Consider the following 16,140-nt stretch of genomic DNA (forward strand, 5'->3'; position numbering starts at 1 on the left):
AAGAGATTCTAATGAAAAAAATTACCCTTTCGCTGCTGGCCTTAAGCCTGCTGAACGCCAGCGCTGCCTTTGCCGATACCGTTACCCCGGTTCCCGCAGCGATTGCGAATCACGAAGGTCCGGTGCGCATCGCCATCATCCGTAACCTGGGGTCTGACGATAACACCACGCAGTTTATTGCCGGTGCCATTCAGCAAGGTCGTCAACTGGGCTTTAAAGTCAGTACTTTCCTGAGTAACGGCGATGATGCGCGTTTCCAGGACTTTGTTAATCAGGCGATCAGCCAGAAATACGATGGCATCATTCTCTCTCACGGCAAAGAACCCTACTCCACCGCTCTGGTGCAACACATTGTCGATGCAGGTATCAAACTGTCCGTCTTTGATACCCCGGTAAATACGCCGGTCAATGGCGTGACCGTCACTGCGCAGGATGATGCCTCGCTGGCGCAGGCGTCACTGGGTCAGTTGATCAGTGATTTCCATGGTAAAGCCAACATCATCAAACTGTGGGTCGCAGGCTTCCCGCCGCAGGAACGCCGCCAGGTGGTGTATGAGAAACTGCTGAAAGAGAATCCAGGCATTCATCAGCTGGAATCCATTGGCGCAGTTTCTACCGATGTACAGGGCGACACCGCCAACAAAGTGGGTGCGATCCTGGCAAAATATCCTAAAGGTAAAATAGATGCGATTTGGGCGTCGTGGGATGCGTTCAGTCAGGGTGCTTATAAAGCGCTACAAGAGAATGGTCGTACTGAAATCAAAATCTACAGTATTGACGTGTCCAACCAGGACTTGCAGTTGATGCATGAGAAGAACAGCCCATGGGTGCAGACGGTCGCGGTCGATCCAAAAACCATCGGTGCGGTCAATATGCGCTTAGTGGCCAATAAAATCGCGGGTGAAGCCACTCCGGCAAGCTACGAGTTTAAAGCGTCTTCCATTTCGCAGCAGTTGCTGAATAGCCAGCAAGGGGCGATTAACGTAGCAACCCTGAACAAGATTATTCCAGGCTGGGGTGTGAACAACGATTTTGTTGCGCCGTGGTTTGCCACGCTGGAAGCGAAGTACGCCAAGAAGTAATTCAGTGGCCGAATAGGGCATCCTGGCGGCGCTTCAAGCCGCCAGGATGATAGCCAAGGCCATACTCAAGGTTTTACCAACCCAACACTAGCTGCCGCTCCAATTGCGGATCCACCAGCGTTACATGCAATCCCACCAACCGCACGCCGCGCCCGGCACGCCTTTCATCCCATGCCTGCCGCGCCACTGCGATCATGTCATCCTTGTTCAACACCGGCCAGACATGCTCCTGCGTGGTCTGCTGGAAATCATTAAATTTGAGCTTCACGCCCTGACGCGCGATTTGCTTGTCGGGACGGATATTTGTCAGCCGTCGATCCAGCTCAGCATAGAGGTAATCAATGATTGCCAGACACTGCTCCCAGTTGTGGATGTCCTCCATCAATGTGCGTTCGACACCGAGCGATTTGCGTTCGCGCTCCACCACCACATCGCGTTCATCAATGCCGTTGCTGCGCTCCCAGAGCACGCGGCCGAATTTACCAAATCTCTTCAGCAGCAAGGCGAGATCGGCTCTCTGCACATCGGCGCAGGTGCGCAGTCCCATCTCTTCCAGTTTTTTGGTCGCCACTTTTCCTACGCCAGGAATTTTGCTCAACGGTAGCGTCAGTAAAAAATCCGGCATCACTTGCGGTGTAATGACGTATTGCCCGTTGGGCTTATTTAAATCGGAGGCGATCTTGGCGAGGAATTTGATCGGCGCAATGCCAGCCGAGGCGGTTAAACCGGTTTCGCGCAGGATATCGGCACGTATCGCCTGCGCCATTAGCGTCGCTGATCCCTGACAATGCTCGCTATCGGTGACGTCAAGATACGCTTCATCCAGTGATAAGGGCTCAATCAATGGGGTGTAGCGTGAGAAAATATCGCGTATCTGGCGTGACGCCTCTTTATAGGCATCGAAGCGTCCAGGCAGTAATTTCAGATGCGGGCAGAGCTTGAGCGCCATTGCCGTCGGCATCGCGCTGCGCACGCCATATTTGCGCGCGGGATAGTTGGCGGTGCTGATGACACCACGCTGCACCCGGCTGCCGCCAATGGCGATAGGTATATCCGTTAATGAAGGATCGTCGCGCATTTCAACGGCCGCGAAAAAGCAGTCCATATCGACATGAATGATTTTGCGCATACGCCCTCCGAATACTGGATAAGTATACAGCAGCAAAAAACTTCGGCAATATTTGTTGAGCGATGAATTAAAGTTTACAAAATTCTGGTCGTAATCCCTTTAGGATTGCACCATTTTCACGGAGACTGTCTTGATTAAACCTCAGACAATGTTAATGTTGCGCTGCGGTAGCGGATATTTCCGATAATGCAATACCAAGACGCTCAGCGTCATCGTCTCTCTTCACTTCAAGGTACACACAGAATGGGCAGAATCGCATTGTGGCTTGCGATGATTCTTATGCCAGTCCTTAGCTGGGCCATTTCACCAGAGCCAACGCAACTGTCGGCACCGGTGAGCAAAGAGTTAAAGAAACAATTACTTGGCACTCCTGTTTTTATTCAGATCTTCAAGGAAGAGCGTACGCTGGAACTGTACGGCAAAATCGGTAATGAATATCGTCTGCTGGACAGCTATCGCATTTGTAATTTCTCTGGCGGATTAGGGCCTAAGCGTCGTCAGGGCGATTTTAAAAGTCCGGAGGGGTTTTATAACGTTAAGCTGAACCAGTTAAAACCGGACAGCCGTTTCTACCGCGCGATTAATACCGGCTTCCCGAATCAATACGATCGTGATAAAGGCTATGACGGTAACTATTTGATGATTCACGGTGATTGCGTCTCAATTGGCTGCTACGCCATGACCAACGCATCAATGGACGAGATCTTTACCTACGTCAACGCTGCGCTGCGCAACGGTCAGCAGGATGTACAGATCAATATCTATCCGTTCCATATGACCGATAGCAATATGCAGCGTCATCGCTACTCAACGTACATAAACTTCTGGCGTGAACTGCAGCCGGGTTATGCGTACTTCGAGAAGTACCACATACCGCCAACGGTTAATGTGACGACGACGGGTCAATATGCGGTGAACAGCACGCCGGTGATTTCTACACCGGATGCTGCCTCGAAGTCATTCCTGGCGCTCACCCAGGCAAAATAATGCCCACTCGCCTGGCACTATTCGGTGCCAGGTTTCATTTCCTGTCAGCGGCTGTGTCGCAATCACCGTCACAACGTCCTTCGGGGTTGTCTGCTGCATAAAATCAATTTCTACATCCTGATCGAGCAACTTGGCTTTGCCAAAAGGCGCACGACGAGTGATCCAATACAGATTGGTCGAGCAGAACGCCATCAGATATCGACCGTCCGACAGCAGCATGTTAAACACGCCCTTCTCGCGCATCTCAGCCGCCAGCTCAGCAATGTAGCGAAATACCGCCGGCCAGTTACCCGGAGTGCGCGGATAACGCTCAGACAGCTTATGCAGGATCCAGCAAAACGCTTTCTCACTGTCCGTTTCGCCAACGGGTCGGAAAGTCCCGGTCTCCAGCTGTTTGTAGCCTTTCAGCTGCCCGTTGTGCGCGTAGGTCCAGTTACGTCCCCACAGCTCACGGGTAAACGGATGGGTGTTTTCCAGCGACACTTCACCACGATTCGCCTGGCGGATATGAGCGACCACGGAATGTGATTTGATCGGGTATTCCTGCACCAAACGGGCGATCGGTGAGTTAAAGCTGGGCTGAGGATCTTTGAATGTGCGGCACCCTTTTCCTTCATAGAAAGTGATGCCCCAGCCATCTTTATGTGGCCCGGTTCCGCCGCCACGCTGCACCAGACCGGTAAAACTGAAACAGATGTCCGTGGGGACATTGGCGCTCATCCCGAGCAATTCGCACATAGCAACCGCCTTAAGTCAGCACTCCCGCGTGAGCAGGAGTGACGCGTCATTACTTAACCATCTCTTTTTCGATCAGCAGCATCAGGATATGAATCACTTTAATGTGAATCTCCTGAATGCGGTCAGCGTAGCCAAAATGCGGTACGCGAATTTCGATGTCCGCTGTGCCTGCCATTTTGCCGCCATCTTTACCGGTCAGGGTAATCACTTTCATCCCTTTGGCGCGTGCCGCTTCTACCGCTTTGATGATGTTCGCCGAGTTACCTGAAGTGGACAGGCCCAGCAGTACATCGCCTTCACGGCCTACGGCTTCGATATAGCGCGAGAACACATGGTCATAGCCAAAATCGTTGCTGACGCAGGAAAGGTGGCTCACATCAGAGATGGCAATCGCCGGGTAGCCAGGACGATTTTCACGGTAGCGCCCCGTCAGTTCTTCAGCAAAGTGCATCGCATCACAGTGAGAACCACCGTTGCCACAGGAGAGCACTTTGCCCCCTGCTTTGAAGCTGTCTGCCAGCAAGACTGCCGCGCGCTGAATCGCGTGAATGTTCGCTTCGTCACTCAGGAATTTATTAAGCGTATCGGCTGCTTCATTAAGTTCTGAGCGAATAATGTCCTGATACATAGGGATGTCCTTTAAAGGAAAGATTTACTCTGCAAGTTTAACGGAATGGGACAAAGCCGCAAAGCGCCTGCATCGGGGAAAAAGGCCCGGGCTTTGCCATTCCTGCTCTGTTGGTGTCCAGAGAGTGCGATTTTGTGAGTTCTGTTGTAATTGCGATGTAAACAGATTGCTAAAAAGCGACCACTGCTCTAAACCTTACCTTATAACAGGTCAGACCTCTTACAACTTACGGAGCGGTTCATTATGTTGCTTGCCTCGATTGTCGCGACGCTGATTGTCATTAGCGCCCTCTTTTACCATCAAGTTTCGCTGCGGCTCAGCAGCGTAATCCTGTTGCTATGGACCGCCGGGCTGGCCGCTGCAGGCCTGTGGACGCCGTGGCTGCTGCTGCCACTGGCGATTATCCTGCTGCCCTTCAATCTGCCGGCCATGCGTCGCAGCATGTTCTCCAAACCTGCGCTGCACAGCTTCCAGAAAGTGATGCCGCCGATGTCGCGTACGGAAAAGGAAGCGATTGATGCCGGTACGACCTGGTGGGAAGGCGATCTGTTTCGTGGCAAGCCAGACTGGCAGAAACTGCACAACTATCCGCAGCCACGTCTGACGGAAGAGGAACAAGCCTTCCTCGAGGGGCCGGTCGAAGAAGCCTGTCGTATGGCGAATGATTTCCAGATCACTCACGAACTGGCCGATCTTCCGCCGGAACTGTGGGCGTATCTCAAGCAGCATCGCTTCTTCGCCATGATCATTAAGAAAGAGTATGGCGGCCTAGAATTCTCCGCCTATGCTCAGGCGCGCGTCTTGCAAAAACTGGCGGGCGTTTCCGGTATCCTGGCGATCACCGTGGGTGTACCTAACTCACTCGGCCCAGGCGAACTGTTGCAGCATTACGGCACCGATGAGCAGAAAGATCACTATTTACCACGTCTGGCACGCGGCGATGAAATTCCGTGCTTCGCGCTGACCAGCCCGGAAGCGGGTTCGGATGCGGGTGCCATTCCGGATACTGGCGTGGTGTGCATGGGCGAATGGCAAGGCCAGCAAGTGCTGGGCATGCGCCTGACATGGAATAAGCGTTACATTACGCTGGCACCGATTGCTACCGTGCTTGGCCTGGCCTTTAAACTCTCCGATCCCGATCATCTGCTGGGTGAGACTGAAGAGCTGGGCATTACCTGCGCCCTGATCCCGACGCAAACGCCGGGCGTAGAGATTGGCCATCGCCACTTCCCGCTTAACGTGCCGTTCCAGAACGGTCCAACACGCGGTAAAGATATTTTCGTGCCGATCGATTTCATCATTGGTGGCCCGTCGATGGCCGGTCAGGGCTGGCGTATGCTGGTTGAATGTCTGTCAGTCGGTCGCGGCATCACCTTGCCTTCCAACTCGACCGGTAGTCTGAAAAGCATTGCGCTGGCAACCGGTGCTTATGCGCATATCCGTCGTCAGTTCAAAGTCTCTATCGGTAAAATGGAAGGCATCGAGGAACCGCTGGCACGCATTGCCGGTAACGCCTACGTGATGGATGCGGCGGCTACGCTTATCACTAGCGGCATTATGCTGGGTGAAAAACCGGCGGTGCTGTCGGCGATTGTGAAATATCACTGCACCCACCGCGGCCAGCGCGCCATTATCGATGCGATGGATATCGCCGGCGGTAAAGGCATTATGCTGGGCGACAACAACTTCCTGGCGCGAGCTTATCAGGGCGCACCGATTGCGATTACCGTGGAAGGCGCCAATATCCTGACGCGCAGCATGATCATCTTTGGCCAGGGCGCGATTCGCTGCCATCCATGGGTGCTGGAAGAGATGAACGCTGCGGCGAAAAACGATCTGGTGGCCTTTGACCGTGCCTTGTTCAGCCATATTGGCCATGTCGGTAGCAACAAAGTGCGCAGTCTGTGGCTCGGTTTAACCGGAGGCCGCACCAGCGCATCGCCAACCCGCGACGTGACCCGCCGCTACTATCAGCAGCTCAACCGCCTGAGCGCCAACCTGGCACTGCTGTCAGATGTGTCGATGGCGGTGTTAGGCGGCAGCCTGAAACGTCGTGAACGTATCTCAGCACGTCTGGGGGATGTGCTGAGCCAGATGTACCTCGCTTCTGCCACCCTGAAACGCTTTGACGACGAAGGCCGCAATGAAGCCGATCTGCCGCTGGTGCACTGGGGCGTACAGGATGCGCTGCATCAGGCTGAGGTGGCGATGGATGACCTGCTGCGTAACTTCCCTAATCGCCTGGTGGCAGGCGCGCTGCGCATGGTGATTTTCGCCGGTGGCAAACACTGCCCGGCACCGTCTGACAAACTGGACCACAAGCTGGCGAAGCTGTTGCAACTGCCGTCAGCCACCCGTACGCGGCTGGGCCGTGGCATGTACCTGACGCCAAGCGAACACAATCCAGCAGGCCAACTGGAGCAGGCGCTGCAGGATGTGATGGCAGCGGAAGTGATTCATGAACGTCTTTGCCAGCAGCAGAAAAAACATCTGTCGTTTACCCGTCTGGATGCGCTGGCACAGCGTGCGTTGAAAGAGGGCTGGATTGATGAGAGCGAAGCCAAAGTACTGACGCGCGCTGAAGCCAGCCGTCTCAAAGCCATCAACGTCGATGAGTTTGTGCCGGAGGCACTGGCCTCACCGAAGCCGCAGGATAAAGGCGCCACACGCGCCAGTGAAGCGGCATAAAACGAAAAAGCCTCCTGACGGAGGCTTTTTTAATGGGGCCTGGCATAACTTATCCCGCATACATACAGCGGTTCCGCTGCCAAAGCGGGTAGTGAATGGCGCACTTATAAGATTGAAGCCTGACTTACCCCGCCTGACGAATACGCGCAATTAACGCATCGACATCCGCAATATGATCTGCCGCGAGAATCAACGTACGGCCCAGCGTGATGCAGCTACGAATACATTCGGTACGCATGGTATCATCAGCAATCTGTTTAAAATCGGCAACGTGTGACATGCCCACGGTGCGACGAATCAGTTCCGTGCCGCAATAACCAATGGTGTCGCTCCATACTTTGCGCAGGAAGGCTTCCGCATAGCCCGGATACGCCAGCGCCACATCAGAAGTGTTGGCGTGTGCCAGTTCGAGGAAGCGGCTGGAGAACTGCGTCCAGACCTCATGCGCATCGCTCAGACGACGCTCGCGCCCTTCTGCCGCTTCACGCGGGGCCAGCAGGCCCGGCAGGCAGCAGTAGTTAATCAGCAGATTGCCAATCGCGCTGCCGACATCAAAGCCTATCGGACCGAAATAGCCAAACTCCGCATCGATCACCTTAAGGCTACCATCGGCCACGAAGATTGAGCCGCTGTGCACATCGCCATGCAGTAGCGCTTCGGCATCCGCAAAGAAGCGGTGCTTCAGCCCGGCCACCGCGATTTTCAGCGCATCGTCAGTGCGCAGGCTGACCACCAGCGGCTCCAGTGCCGCCGGGTATTTATTACGCTCGTGATCGATAAAGGGATCGTTGAAGAACAGGTCTTCGGTGATTTCGCACATTTCCGGGTTGATGAAACGCGCGACTTCGGCCTTTTTCTTGTGAGGATGCAGGAAAAAATCAGAAGTATGGAACAGCGTCTGCGCCAGATATTCGCCCAGCTGACGACCCGCTTCAGGGTAGTAAGCACCTTGCACCAGCTCGCCGCGCCAGATGCGATGGCTGGAGAGATCTTCCATCACCATCACCGCCAGTTCGGCATCGTAATGGGTGACGTTAACCGTGTGCTCTGGGCAATGTTTATAGTGCTCAACCAGCGTCTGCGCTTCGAGGCGCGCGCGATCCAACGTTAACGGCCAGGACTCACCCACGCAACGCACATAAGGCAGTGCCTGTTTCACCACCACACGGCTCTGTCCCTGGTTATCGAAAATCTTGAACACCAGGTTGAGATTACCATCGCCGATCTCTTCTGCGCTGACCAGCGCTGACGGATCGTCCACACCGCCAAATTTTTTAGCATATTCCACCGCATCAGCAGCGGTGAAGGTACGGTATTGCGACATTGCCTGTTCCTCGACATTCGATAGTAATAAGCCGTTTGGACGTCTATACATCCGTCACGCATGTTGGCACAATAGCCGCTATTAACGCAACAGGGATTTCACACCATGCAAACACTTCGTACCACCAGTCTTGAGGTCCGCGATAATCAACTGTGGATCCTCGACCAGCAAGCGCTGCCACAACAACAAAACTGGCTGCCTGCGCACACTGTGACGCAGTTGGTTGATCATATCCATGCGCTACGCGTGCGCGGCGCCCCGCTGATTGGCCTTTCAGCCAGCTTGCTGCTGGCGCTGTTGGGCGAGCAAGGTGTCACCCGCGCGGCATTGGCGGAAGCGCTGGAGGTGTTGCGTGCGTCACGCCCGACTGCCGTCAACCTGATGAACAATCTGGATCGTATGAAGATTGCGCTGGCGGAGAGCGATCACGTCAACGCCCTGAGCGCCGAAGCGCTGCGCCTGGTGGCAGAAGATAAGCAGCTGTGTGACAACATTGCCCGCGCCGGCAGCGCTCTGGTCAAGCCCGGCAGCCAGCTGCTGACGCACTGTAATACCGGCGGTCTCGCCACCGCAGGCGTGGGTACCGCACTGGGCGTGATTGCGCATGCCCATCAGCAAGGTTTGGTGAAAAGCGTCTGGGTGGATGAGACGCGACCACTGTTGCAGGGCGGTCGTTTAACCGCGTGGGAGCTGGGCGAGCTGCACATTCCCTACCAGCTGATCACCGATTCGATGGCTGCAAGTTTAATGGCGCGCGGCGTGGTCGATGCGATTTGGGTCGGCGCGGATCGCATTGCCGCCAACGGCGATGTGGCGAACAAAATCGGCACCTACAGCCTGGCGGTACTGGCGCACTATCACGGCATTCCGTTCTATGTGGCGGCGCCGCACACCACGCTGGATCGTCAATGCCCGAACGGCGATGCTATCCCGATTGAGCAGCGTGCCGCCAGTGAAGTCACCGGCGTATCCGGCAGTTTTGGTGGTGTGCAGTGGGCACCGGATAATGCGGTGGTCTACAACCCGGCGTTTGATGTTACGCCAGCTGCACTGATTAGCGGTTGGGTGTTGGATACCGGCGTCGTGACGCCAGGGCAGGTTAAGGAAGGGATTTTTCAGCCTTAAAGGTGCGCCAGATGGCGTATCCTGTGCTTACGGTGCGCCAGAAATGAAAAAGTCGCCATAAATGGCGACATTATGATGACGAGCCCTATGTTGTCAGATGCACCCTGAAGAGTGCCCTTTCAATGGCTGATTCCATTTATTCGTATGCAGGTTTAAGCGCACAGCGCGTTATGCCAGACGAGGATAAGCATCCGCAATCTTGTCGCCGGTAAAGTTGGCGATCCAGCCTTCCTGATTATCGAAAATACGAATCGCGGTAAAGTGCGGCTCAGAACCCATATCAAACCAGTGTGCCGTGCCTTCAGGTACTGAAATCAGATCATTCTTCTCGCACAAAATCTGGTAAACCTCATTGCCAATATGCAGGCAAAACAGGCCAGACCCTTCGACGAAGAAACGCACTTCATCTTCGCTGTGCGTGTGTTCATTCAGGAACTTCTCGCGCAACGCCTGCTTGTTAGGATTGTCTGCACGCATGCTCAGCACATCCCAGCTCTGATAACCTTTCTCTGCCACCAGACGATCGATCGCGTGCTGATACGCTTTGATCACCGTTTCAGCGTCAGGGTCGTTACCCAGATCGCGATCCGCTTCCCAACGCTCAAAGCGAACGTTTTTGGCGTTCAGGCGCTCGCGAATCGCCTCGGCATCGGTACTGTGCCACAGTGGCTGGCTGGACTCGGTATCGCTAAAAATTGTCAGTGCACTCATGTTAAATCGACTCCGGATTAATCTGCGAAAAATCGTTTACCTGATGATGGCGACTGGCGTTATCGGCCTCGCCACGAATTAACTGCAATGTGTGCCAGCCTGCTTGTGCCGCGGCATCCAGTTCCTGATGGATATCTGACAGGAACAGCAACGAAGAGGGTGCCAGGCCAATGTGTTCGGCGATGTTGTGATACGACTGGGTTTCACGCTTGGCGCCAACCGCTGTATCAAAATAGCCGCTAAACAGCGAGGTTAAATCACCTTCATCGCTGTAGCCAAATAACAGTTTCTGCGCAGGCACCGATCCCGAGGAATAAACATACAGGGCAATCCCTTGTTGCTGCCAGCGTTCAAAGGCGGGCAGCACATCGGGATAAAGGTGGCCGGTGAACTGACCTTCAACATAACCCGCACGCCAGATCATCCCTTGCAGCGCTTTCAACCCCGGCGATTTGCGATCTTCATCAATAAAACCGATCAGCGTGGCGATGAGGTCATCCAGCGATGCTTGTGGCGCCGCTGACTCTTCACGCACTGCGTTTAGCGCCGCAACCACCTTCTCATCCGTTTGGTTATCCCGCACGAAGGCTGCCAGATGCTGACGTGCATAAGGAAACAGGACATTGTGCACAAACTGAATATCACTGGTGGTGCCTTCAATATCAGTAACAATCGCGCGAATCATTGGGTCTCCAGCAGTCGACGTTGCAGTTCACATTCAAACAGGAATTCCAGCCCTTCCAGGTGGCGGCGCGCTTCGTTGACGTCCTTGCCCCAGCAGGTCAAGCCATGGCCACGTAACAGGAAGCCGTACCGCAACGGCGTGTCCGCCGCAAAAGCTTCAATGCGCCGCGCCAGTGCCTCAATATCCTGATCGTTATCAAACAGGGGAATCGCAACGGTATTGAGATGCGTGTCCTGACCCGCGAGGGTTTTCTGCATCTCGTAGCCGCTCAGCAACAGCGCACTGCCCTTCTCTACACGCGACAGTACGGTGGAATTCACCGTATGGGTATGCAGTACAGCCCTGGCCTGTGGGAACAAACGATAAATCAGGGTATGCAGCCCGGTTTCCGCCGACGGTTTACGTCCCGAAGGGACACTATTTGTCGCGATCTCCACCTGAATAAAGTCATCACGCGTCAAACTGCCTTTATCTTTACCTGATGCGCTTAGCAGGCAATATTCGGCATCCTGGCGCACCGACATGTTTCCGCCCGTCGCGGGTGCCCAGCCTTTTGCGCCAATCCAGTGGCAGGCGGCCACTAAATGTTCCAGTGGGAGAAAATCCGTCATAGTGAAGGTGAGGCTCCGCAGTTGTTTTAGACGTCTAAGCGTCTCGATTGCCAAATATTAGCATCCTGTGTAGAGTGGCAGCAACACAGGGTTTCTCCGCATTGACATTCGCGCTTAAGGCCACTAAATAATGACGCAGCTCAACCTGACTCCCGAGAGCAAATTACCGGCGCTCGGCACCACGATTTTCACGCAAATGAGCGCCCTTGCCGCGCAGTTCAACGCCATCAATTTATCACAGGGTTTTCCGGATTTTGACGGCCCGCAATATTTACAGGATCGTCTGGCCTATCATGTGAGCCAGGGCGCAAACCAATATGCGCCGATGATCGGTGTGTTACCCCTGCGTGAAGCGATTGCCGATAAAACTGCTGAGCTTTACGGTCACACGCCCGATGTTAACAGTGATATCACTGTAACCGCCGGCGCGACCGAGGCACTGTATGCCGCGATTACGGCGCTGGTGCGTCCGGGCGATGAAGTGATCTGCTTCGATCCCAGCTACGACAGTTACGCGCCTGCTGTGCAACTGGCCGGCGGCGTGCTGAAACGCATTGCATTGCAGCCACCGGGATTCCGCGTTGACTGGAGTGAATTCCGCAGCTTGCTGAGCGCGAAAACCCGTTTAGTCATTCTGAATACGCCGCACAACCCTTCTGCGACCGTGTGGCGAAAAAGCGATCATGCCGAGTTATGGCAGGCGATCGCTGAGCAGGAAATCTATGTGTTGAGCGATGAAGTCTACGAACACATCTGTTTTGATGCAGAGGGCCACGCCAGCGTGTTAGCGCATGCCGAGTTACGCCAGCGTGCCGTTGCCGTCTCTTCGTTTGGCAAAACCTTCCATATGACCGGATGGAAAGTGGGCTACTGTGTTGCACCAGCAGCGATCAGCGCCGAAATCCGTAAAGTACACCAGTATCTGACGTTTTCGGTTAATACCCCGGCGCAGCTGGCGATTGCCGATATGCTGCGTCAGGAGCCGGAACACTATCGTGACCTGCCGGCCTTCTATCGCGAACGCCGCGATTGTCTGGTTGATGCATTGTCGGGTAGCCGCTTCAAGGTGTTGCCGTGCGAAGGCACTTACTTTGTGCTGCTGGATTACAGCGCCATTTCCGATCTGGATGACGTCAGTTTCTGCCAATGGCTAACCAAAGAAGTCGGCGTGGCAGCCATTCCGCTGTCGGTATTCTGTGCCGATCCGTTCCCGCACAAGCTGATTCGCCTGTGCTTTGCCAAACAACCCGCGACACTTATCGCCGCTGCGGAGCGCTTATGTCAGCTTTAAAAATTACCGTTCTGCAGGAAACCCTGAGCTGGATGGACGGCGAAGCCAACCTTCATCACTTCGATGGCGTATTGAAAGGCATTGAAGGTCGCGATCTGATTCTGCTGCCCGAAATGTTCACCACGGGTTTTGCCATGGAAGCAGCAGAGAGTTCGCTGCCGCAGCAACAGGTCATTGAATGGCTGCACAGCCATGCGAAAACCAGCAATGCGCTGGTCGGTGGCAGCGCAGCCATCCAGACTGAAAAAGGCGCCGTGAACCGTTTTCTGCTGGTTGAACCGAATGGCACCGTGCACCAATACGACAAACGTCATCTGTTCCGCATGGCCAATGAACATCAGCATTACGTTGCGGGTGATACGCGAGAAGTGTTCACCTGGCGCGGCTGGCGTATTCTGCCACAGATTTGCTACGACCTGCGTTTCCCGGTGTTCTCTCGCAATCACAATGATTACGATCTGGCGCTGTACGTTGCCAACTGGCCAGCACCACGTGCGCTGCACTGGCAGTCACTGCTGTTAGCGCGTGCGATTGAAAACCAGGCGTACATTGCCGGTTGCAACCGCGTCGGTAGCGATGGCAACAGCCATCAGTACAGCGGGGACAGTCGGATTATTTCGCCATTGGGCGAGATTCTGGCCGCAGGCGAGCCTTTTGCCCGCGCCCGTCTCGATGCGGAATTGTCGCTGGACGATCTGCAAGCCTATCGCGAACGCTTCCCGGCGTGGCGAGATGCCGATGGCTATACATTGAAGTCATAAAAAAACCCCGGTTTTCCGGGGTTTTATTTATCACAAGTTGATTACAGATCGAAGCGATCCAGATTCATCACTTTGGTCCAGGCTGCCACGAAGTCATTGACGAACTTCTGTTTGGCATCGCTGCTGGCATAGACTTCAGCCAGTGCGCGCAGGATAGCATTGGAACCAAACACCAGATCGGCACGGGTGGCGCTGTATTTCACTTCACCGCTGACACGATCGCGGCCTTCGAACAGCTCGGCGCTCTCATCGGTGGCGCGCCATGCGGTGCGCATATCCAGCAGGTTGACGAAGAAGTCATTGCTCAATACGCCAACACGATCGGTGAACACGCCATGCTGACCGCCGTCGAAGTTGGTGCCCAGCACACGCAAACCGCCCAGCAGCACGGTTAATTCCGGTGCGCTCAGCGTCAGCTGCTGTGCTTTATCCAGCAGCAGGGTTTCGGTGGATGAGCCACCTGCGATACGACGATAGTTACGGAAACCATCGGCCAGCGGTTGCAGCACGTCAAATGACTCCACCTCAGTTTGGTCCTGACGCGCATCGACACGGCCCGGTGTAAACGGTACTTGCACCGCCACACCCGCCGCTGCAGCAGCCATTTCAATACCCACACTGCCGGCCAGAACGATCACATCCGCCAGCGACGCTTTACCAGACTCCTGCTGAATTTTTTGCAGGGTTGGCAGCACATCGTGAATCACGCTGGCGTTCACCGCCCAACCGTTTTGCGGTGCCAGTGCCAGACGTGCACCGTTGGCCCCGCCACGTTTGTCACCGCCACGGAAAGTGGAAGCAGATGCCCAGGCAGCAGAGACCAGTTGGCTGGCGCTGAGACCGGAAGCAGCAATCTTCGCTTTCAGATCGGTGATCTCATCAACGGTTGGCTGGTGGATCGCGGCAGGCAACGGGTCCTGCCAGATCAGATCTTCTTTTGGCACTTCCGGGCCGATGTAACGCGCTTTTGGCCCCATATCGCGGTGGGTCAGTTTGAACCAGGCACGGGCAAAGGCTTCATTGAACGCCTGTGGATCGTTGAGGAAACGGCGGGAGATCTTGCCGAACTCTTCGTCAAAACGCAGCGTCAGATCGGTCACCAGCATGGTGGGCTTGCGCTTTTTCTCGGGATCGAACGGGTCTGGAATGATCGCTTCCGCATCCACCGCTTCGAACTGGATCGCGCCTGCTGGGCTGTGTGTCTGTACCCATTCGTATTTGAACAGGTTCTCGAAGAAGTAGTTGCTCCACTGGGTAGGCGTCTGCGTCCACACCACTTCCAGACCGGAGGTAATCGCATCCGCACCGGCACCGCTGCCGTAGCTGCTGCTCCAGCCGAGGCCCTGCGCTTCAATTGGCGAGGCTTCTGGATCAACACCCACGTGGCTGGCGGCAGCCGCACCGTGGGTTTTACCCAATGTATGACCACCGGCAATCAGCGCGACGATCTCTTCATCGTTCATGCCCATATTGCCGAAGGTGGCGCGAATCGCTGGTGCCGCTGATTTCGGATCGCCGCTGGCTTCCGGGCCTTCCGGGTTGACGTAGATCAGGCCCATTTCGGTGGCACCCACCGGCGCATTGGCAAGACTTTCTGGGTGGCGATGCGCCAGCCATTCAGTTTCGTTACCCCAATCCACATCCAGATCCGGTTCCCACACGTCTTCACGTCCGGCACCAAAACCAAAGGTGCGGAAGCCGGCATTTTCCAGCGAGACGTTACCCGCCAGAATATAGAGGTCGGCCCAGGAAATTTTCTGACCGTATTTCTGTTTTACCGGCCACAGCAGGCGACGTGCTTTATCGAGGCTAACGTTGTCTGGCCAGGAGTTAAGCGGCGCGAAACGCTGCTGCCCACGGCCGGAACCGCCACGACCATCCACGGTGCGGTAAGTACCGGCACTGTGCCACGCCATGCGAATGAACAGCCCAATATAGCTGCCCCAGTCGGCTGGCCACCAGGATTGAGAGTCGGTCAGAATAGCGCGGATATCCGCTTTTAACGCCGGGTAATCCAGCTTGCTGAACTCGTCGCGGTAGTTGAAGTTTTCACTGAGAGGATTGGAACGGTTGGAGTGCTGATTTAACAGGTCGACACGTAACATATTTGGCCACCAGTCGCGGTTGGTTGTTCCGCTCCCCGCGCCACGTGCCAGTACGCTTTTTTCTTCAGACGCCCCGTGATGAAAGGGGCACTTACCTGACGCTGCTGCATTATCGTTATTGTCGTGCGTGCTCATTTTTCGGCTCCGTTTGCTTCACATTGTCCGGTAAAGATAACCGTACCTTGTGAAAGAATATATTTGGATGAACCGAAGGTTTTGATAGTTTCTGTCTTTCAAGCGCAGCGTGTGACATGGCGCACATAAAGTAGGGCTTT

The 16,140-nt window shown here is 54.9% G+C and carries 14 protein-coding genes; 6 read left to right on the forward strand and 8 right to left on the reverse strand.

What is annotated here, in order from left to right:
- The first annotated feature begins 11 nt into the window (after positions 1-11).
- Positions 12-1,082: a sugar ABC transporter substrate-binding protein gene (locus CRO33_RS06835; protein WP_034825344.1), complete on the forward strand. Its 1,071-nt coding sequence runs from the start codon at positions 12-14 to the stop codon at positions 1,080-1,082.
- Between the two features lie 73 nt (positions 1,083-1,155).
- On the opposite strand, the gene dinB is transcribed toward CRO33_RS06835, so the two are convergent.
- Complete coding sequence (gene dinB / locus CRO33_RS06840) at positions 1,156-2,211, reverse strand: DNA polymerase IV (protein WP_097117553.1); 1,056 nt, start codon at positions 2,209-2,211, stop codon at positions 1,156-1,158.
- Between the two features lie 243 nt (positions 2,212-2,454).
- Here dinB and dpaA point away from each other — a divergent pair, with 243 nt between their 5' ends.
- On the forward strand, positions 2,455-3,198 hold the full coding sequence (dpaA, locus tag CRO33_RS06845; RefSeq protein ID WP_058961547.1) for a peptidoglycan meso-diaminopimelic acid protein amidase: 744 nt from the start codon (positions 2,455-2,457) through the stop codon (positions 3,196-3,198).
- Here dpaA and CRO33_RS06850 read toward each other — a convergent pair.
- Both CRO33_RS06850 and lpcA read right to left on the reverse strand, forming a co-directional pair.
- Positions 3,169-3,936: a class II glutamine amidotransferase gene (locus CRO33_RS06850; protein WP_058961548.1), complete on the reverse strand. Its 768-nt coding sequence runs from the start codon at positions 3,934-3,936 to the stop codon at positions 3,169-3,171. The genes dpaA and CRO33_RS06850 overlap by 30 nt on opposite strands.
- A gap of 49 nt (positions 3,937-3,985) precedes the next feature.
- Positions 3,986-4,564, reverse strand: a complete 579-nt coding sequence (lpcA, locus tag CRO33_RS06855) for a D-sedoheptulose 7-phosphate isomerase (RefSeq protein ID WP_034825351.1) — start codon at positions 4,562-4,564, stop codon at positions 3,986-3,988.
- A gap of 243 nt (positions 4,565-4,807) precedes the next feature.
- Between lpcA and fadE the strand changes: the two genes are divergently transcribed.
- Positions 4,808-7,252, forward strand: coding sequence for an acyl-CoA dehydrogenase FadE (fadE, locus tag CRO33_RS06860; RefSeq protein ID WP_097117554.1), 2,445 nt, complete (start codon positions 4,808-4,810; stop codon positions 7,250-7,252).
- Between the two features lie 124 nt (positions 7,253-7,376).
- Here fadE and mtnK read toward each other — a convergent pair whose 3' ends face one another.
- Positions 7,377-8,576 carry an S-methyl-5-thioribose kinase gene (mtnK, locus tag CRO33_RS06865; protein ID WP_097117555.1) on the reverse strand — a complete coding sequence of 400 codons (1,200 nt, stop codon included), beginning with the start codon at positions 8,574-8,576 and terminating at the stop codon, positions 7,377-7,379.
- A gap of 105 nt (positions 8,577-8,681) precedes the next feature.
- Here mtnK and mtnA point away from each other — a divergent pair, with 105 nt between their 5' ends.
- Positions 8,682-9,701: an S-methyl-5-thioribose-1-phosphate isomerase gene (gene mtnA / locus CRO33_RS06870; RefSeq protein ID WP_097117556.1), complete on the forward strand. Its 1,020-nt coding sequence runs from the start codon at positions 8,682-8,684 to the stop codon at positions 9,699-9,701.
- A 168-nt stretch (positions 9,702-9,869) separates the two neighbouring features.
- On the opposite strand, the gene CRO33_RS06875 is transcribed toward mtnA, so the two are convergent.
- The 3 genes from CRO33_RS06875 to CRO33_RS06885 are packed head-to-tail and all read right to left on the reverse strand — an operon-like array spanning position 9,870 to position 11,708.
- Positions 9,870-10,412 (reverse strand): 1,2-dihydroxy-3-keto-5-methylthiopentene dioxygenase, encoded by a 543-nt coding sequence (locus CRO33_RS06875; protein ID WP_097117557.1) that lies wholly within the window; start codon positions 10,410-10,412, stop codon positions 9,870-9,872.
- A gap of 1 nt (position 10,413) precedes the next feature.
- A complete protein-coding gene (gene mtnC / locus CRO33_RS06880; RefSeq protein ID WP_034825368.1) occupies positions 10,414-11,097 on the reverse strand; it encodes an acireductone synthase in 684 nt (227 codons plus the stop codon).
- Complete coding sequence (locus CRO33_RS06885; protein ID WP_097117558.1) at positions 11,094-11,708, reverse strand: methylthioribulose 1-phosphate dehydratase; 615 nt, start codon at positions 11,706-11,708, stop codon at positions 11,094-11,096. Before CRO33_RS06885 ends, mtnC begins: the two co-directional genes overlap by 4 nt.
- Positions 11,709-11,838: 130 nt before the next feature.
- Here CRO33_RS06885 and CRO33_RS06890 point away from each other — a divergent pair, with 130 nt between their 5' ends.
- Positions 11,839-12,999 (forward strand): pyridoxal phosphate-dependent aminotransferase, encoded by a 1,161-nt coding sequence (locus CRO33_RS06890; RefSeq protein ID WP_097117559.1) that lies wholly within the window; start codon positions 11,839-11,841, stop codon positions 12,997-12,999.
- The gene (locus CRO33_RS06895) at positions 12,987-13,760 is read left to right on the forward strand and encodes an amidohydrolase (protein WP_097117560.1); all 774 of its coding nucleotides are present in this window, start codon (positions 12,987-12,989) and stop codon (positions 13,758-13,760) included. The genes CRO33_RS06890 and CRO33_RS06895 overlap by 13 nt, the downstream gene beginning before the upstream one ends.
- A 41-nt stretch (positions 13,761-13,801) precedes the next feature.
- On the opposite strand, the gene katG is transcribed toward CRO33_RS06895, so the two are convergent.
- Positions 13,802-16,000, reverse strand: a complete 2,199-nt coding sequence (gene katG, locus CRO33_RS06900; protein WP_097117561.1) for a catalase/peroxidase HPI — start codon at positions 15,998-16,000, stop codon at positions 13,802-13,804.
- Positions 16,001-16,140: the final 140 nt, after the last annotated feature.

Source organism: Pantoea sp. GL120224-02, assembly GCF_900215395.1.
Taxonomy (GTDB): domain Bacteria; phylum Pseudomonadota; class Gammaproteobacteria; order Enterobacterales; family Enterobacteriaceae; genus Pantoea; species Pantoea communis.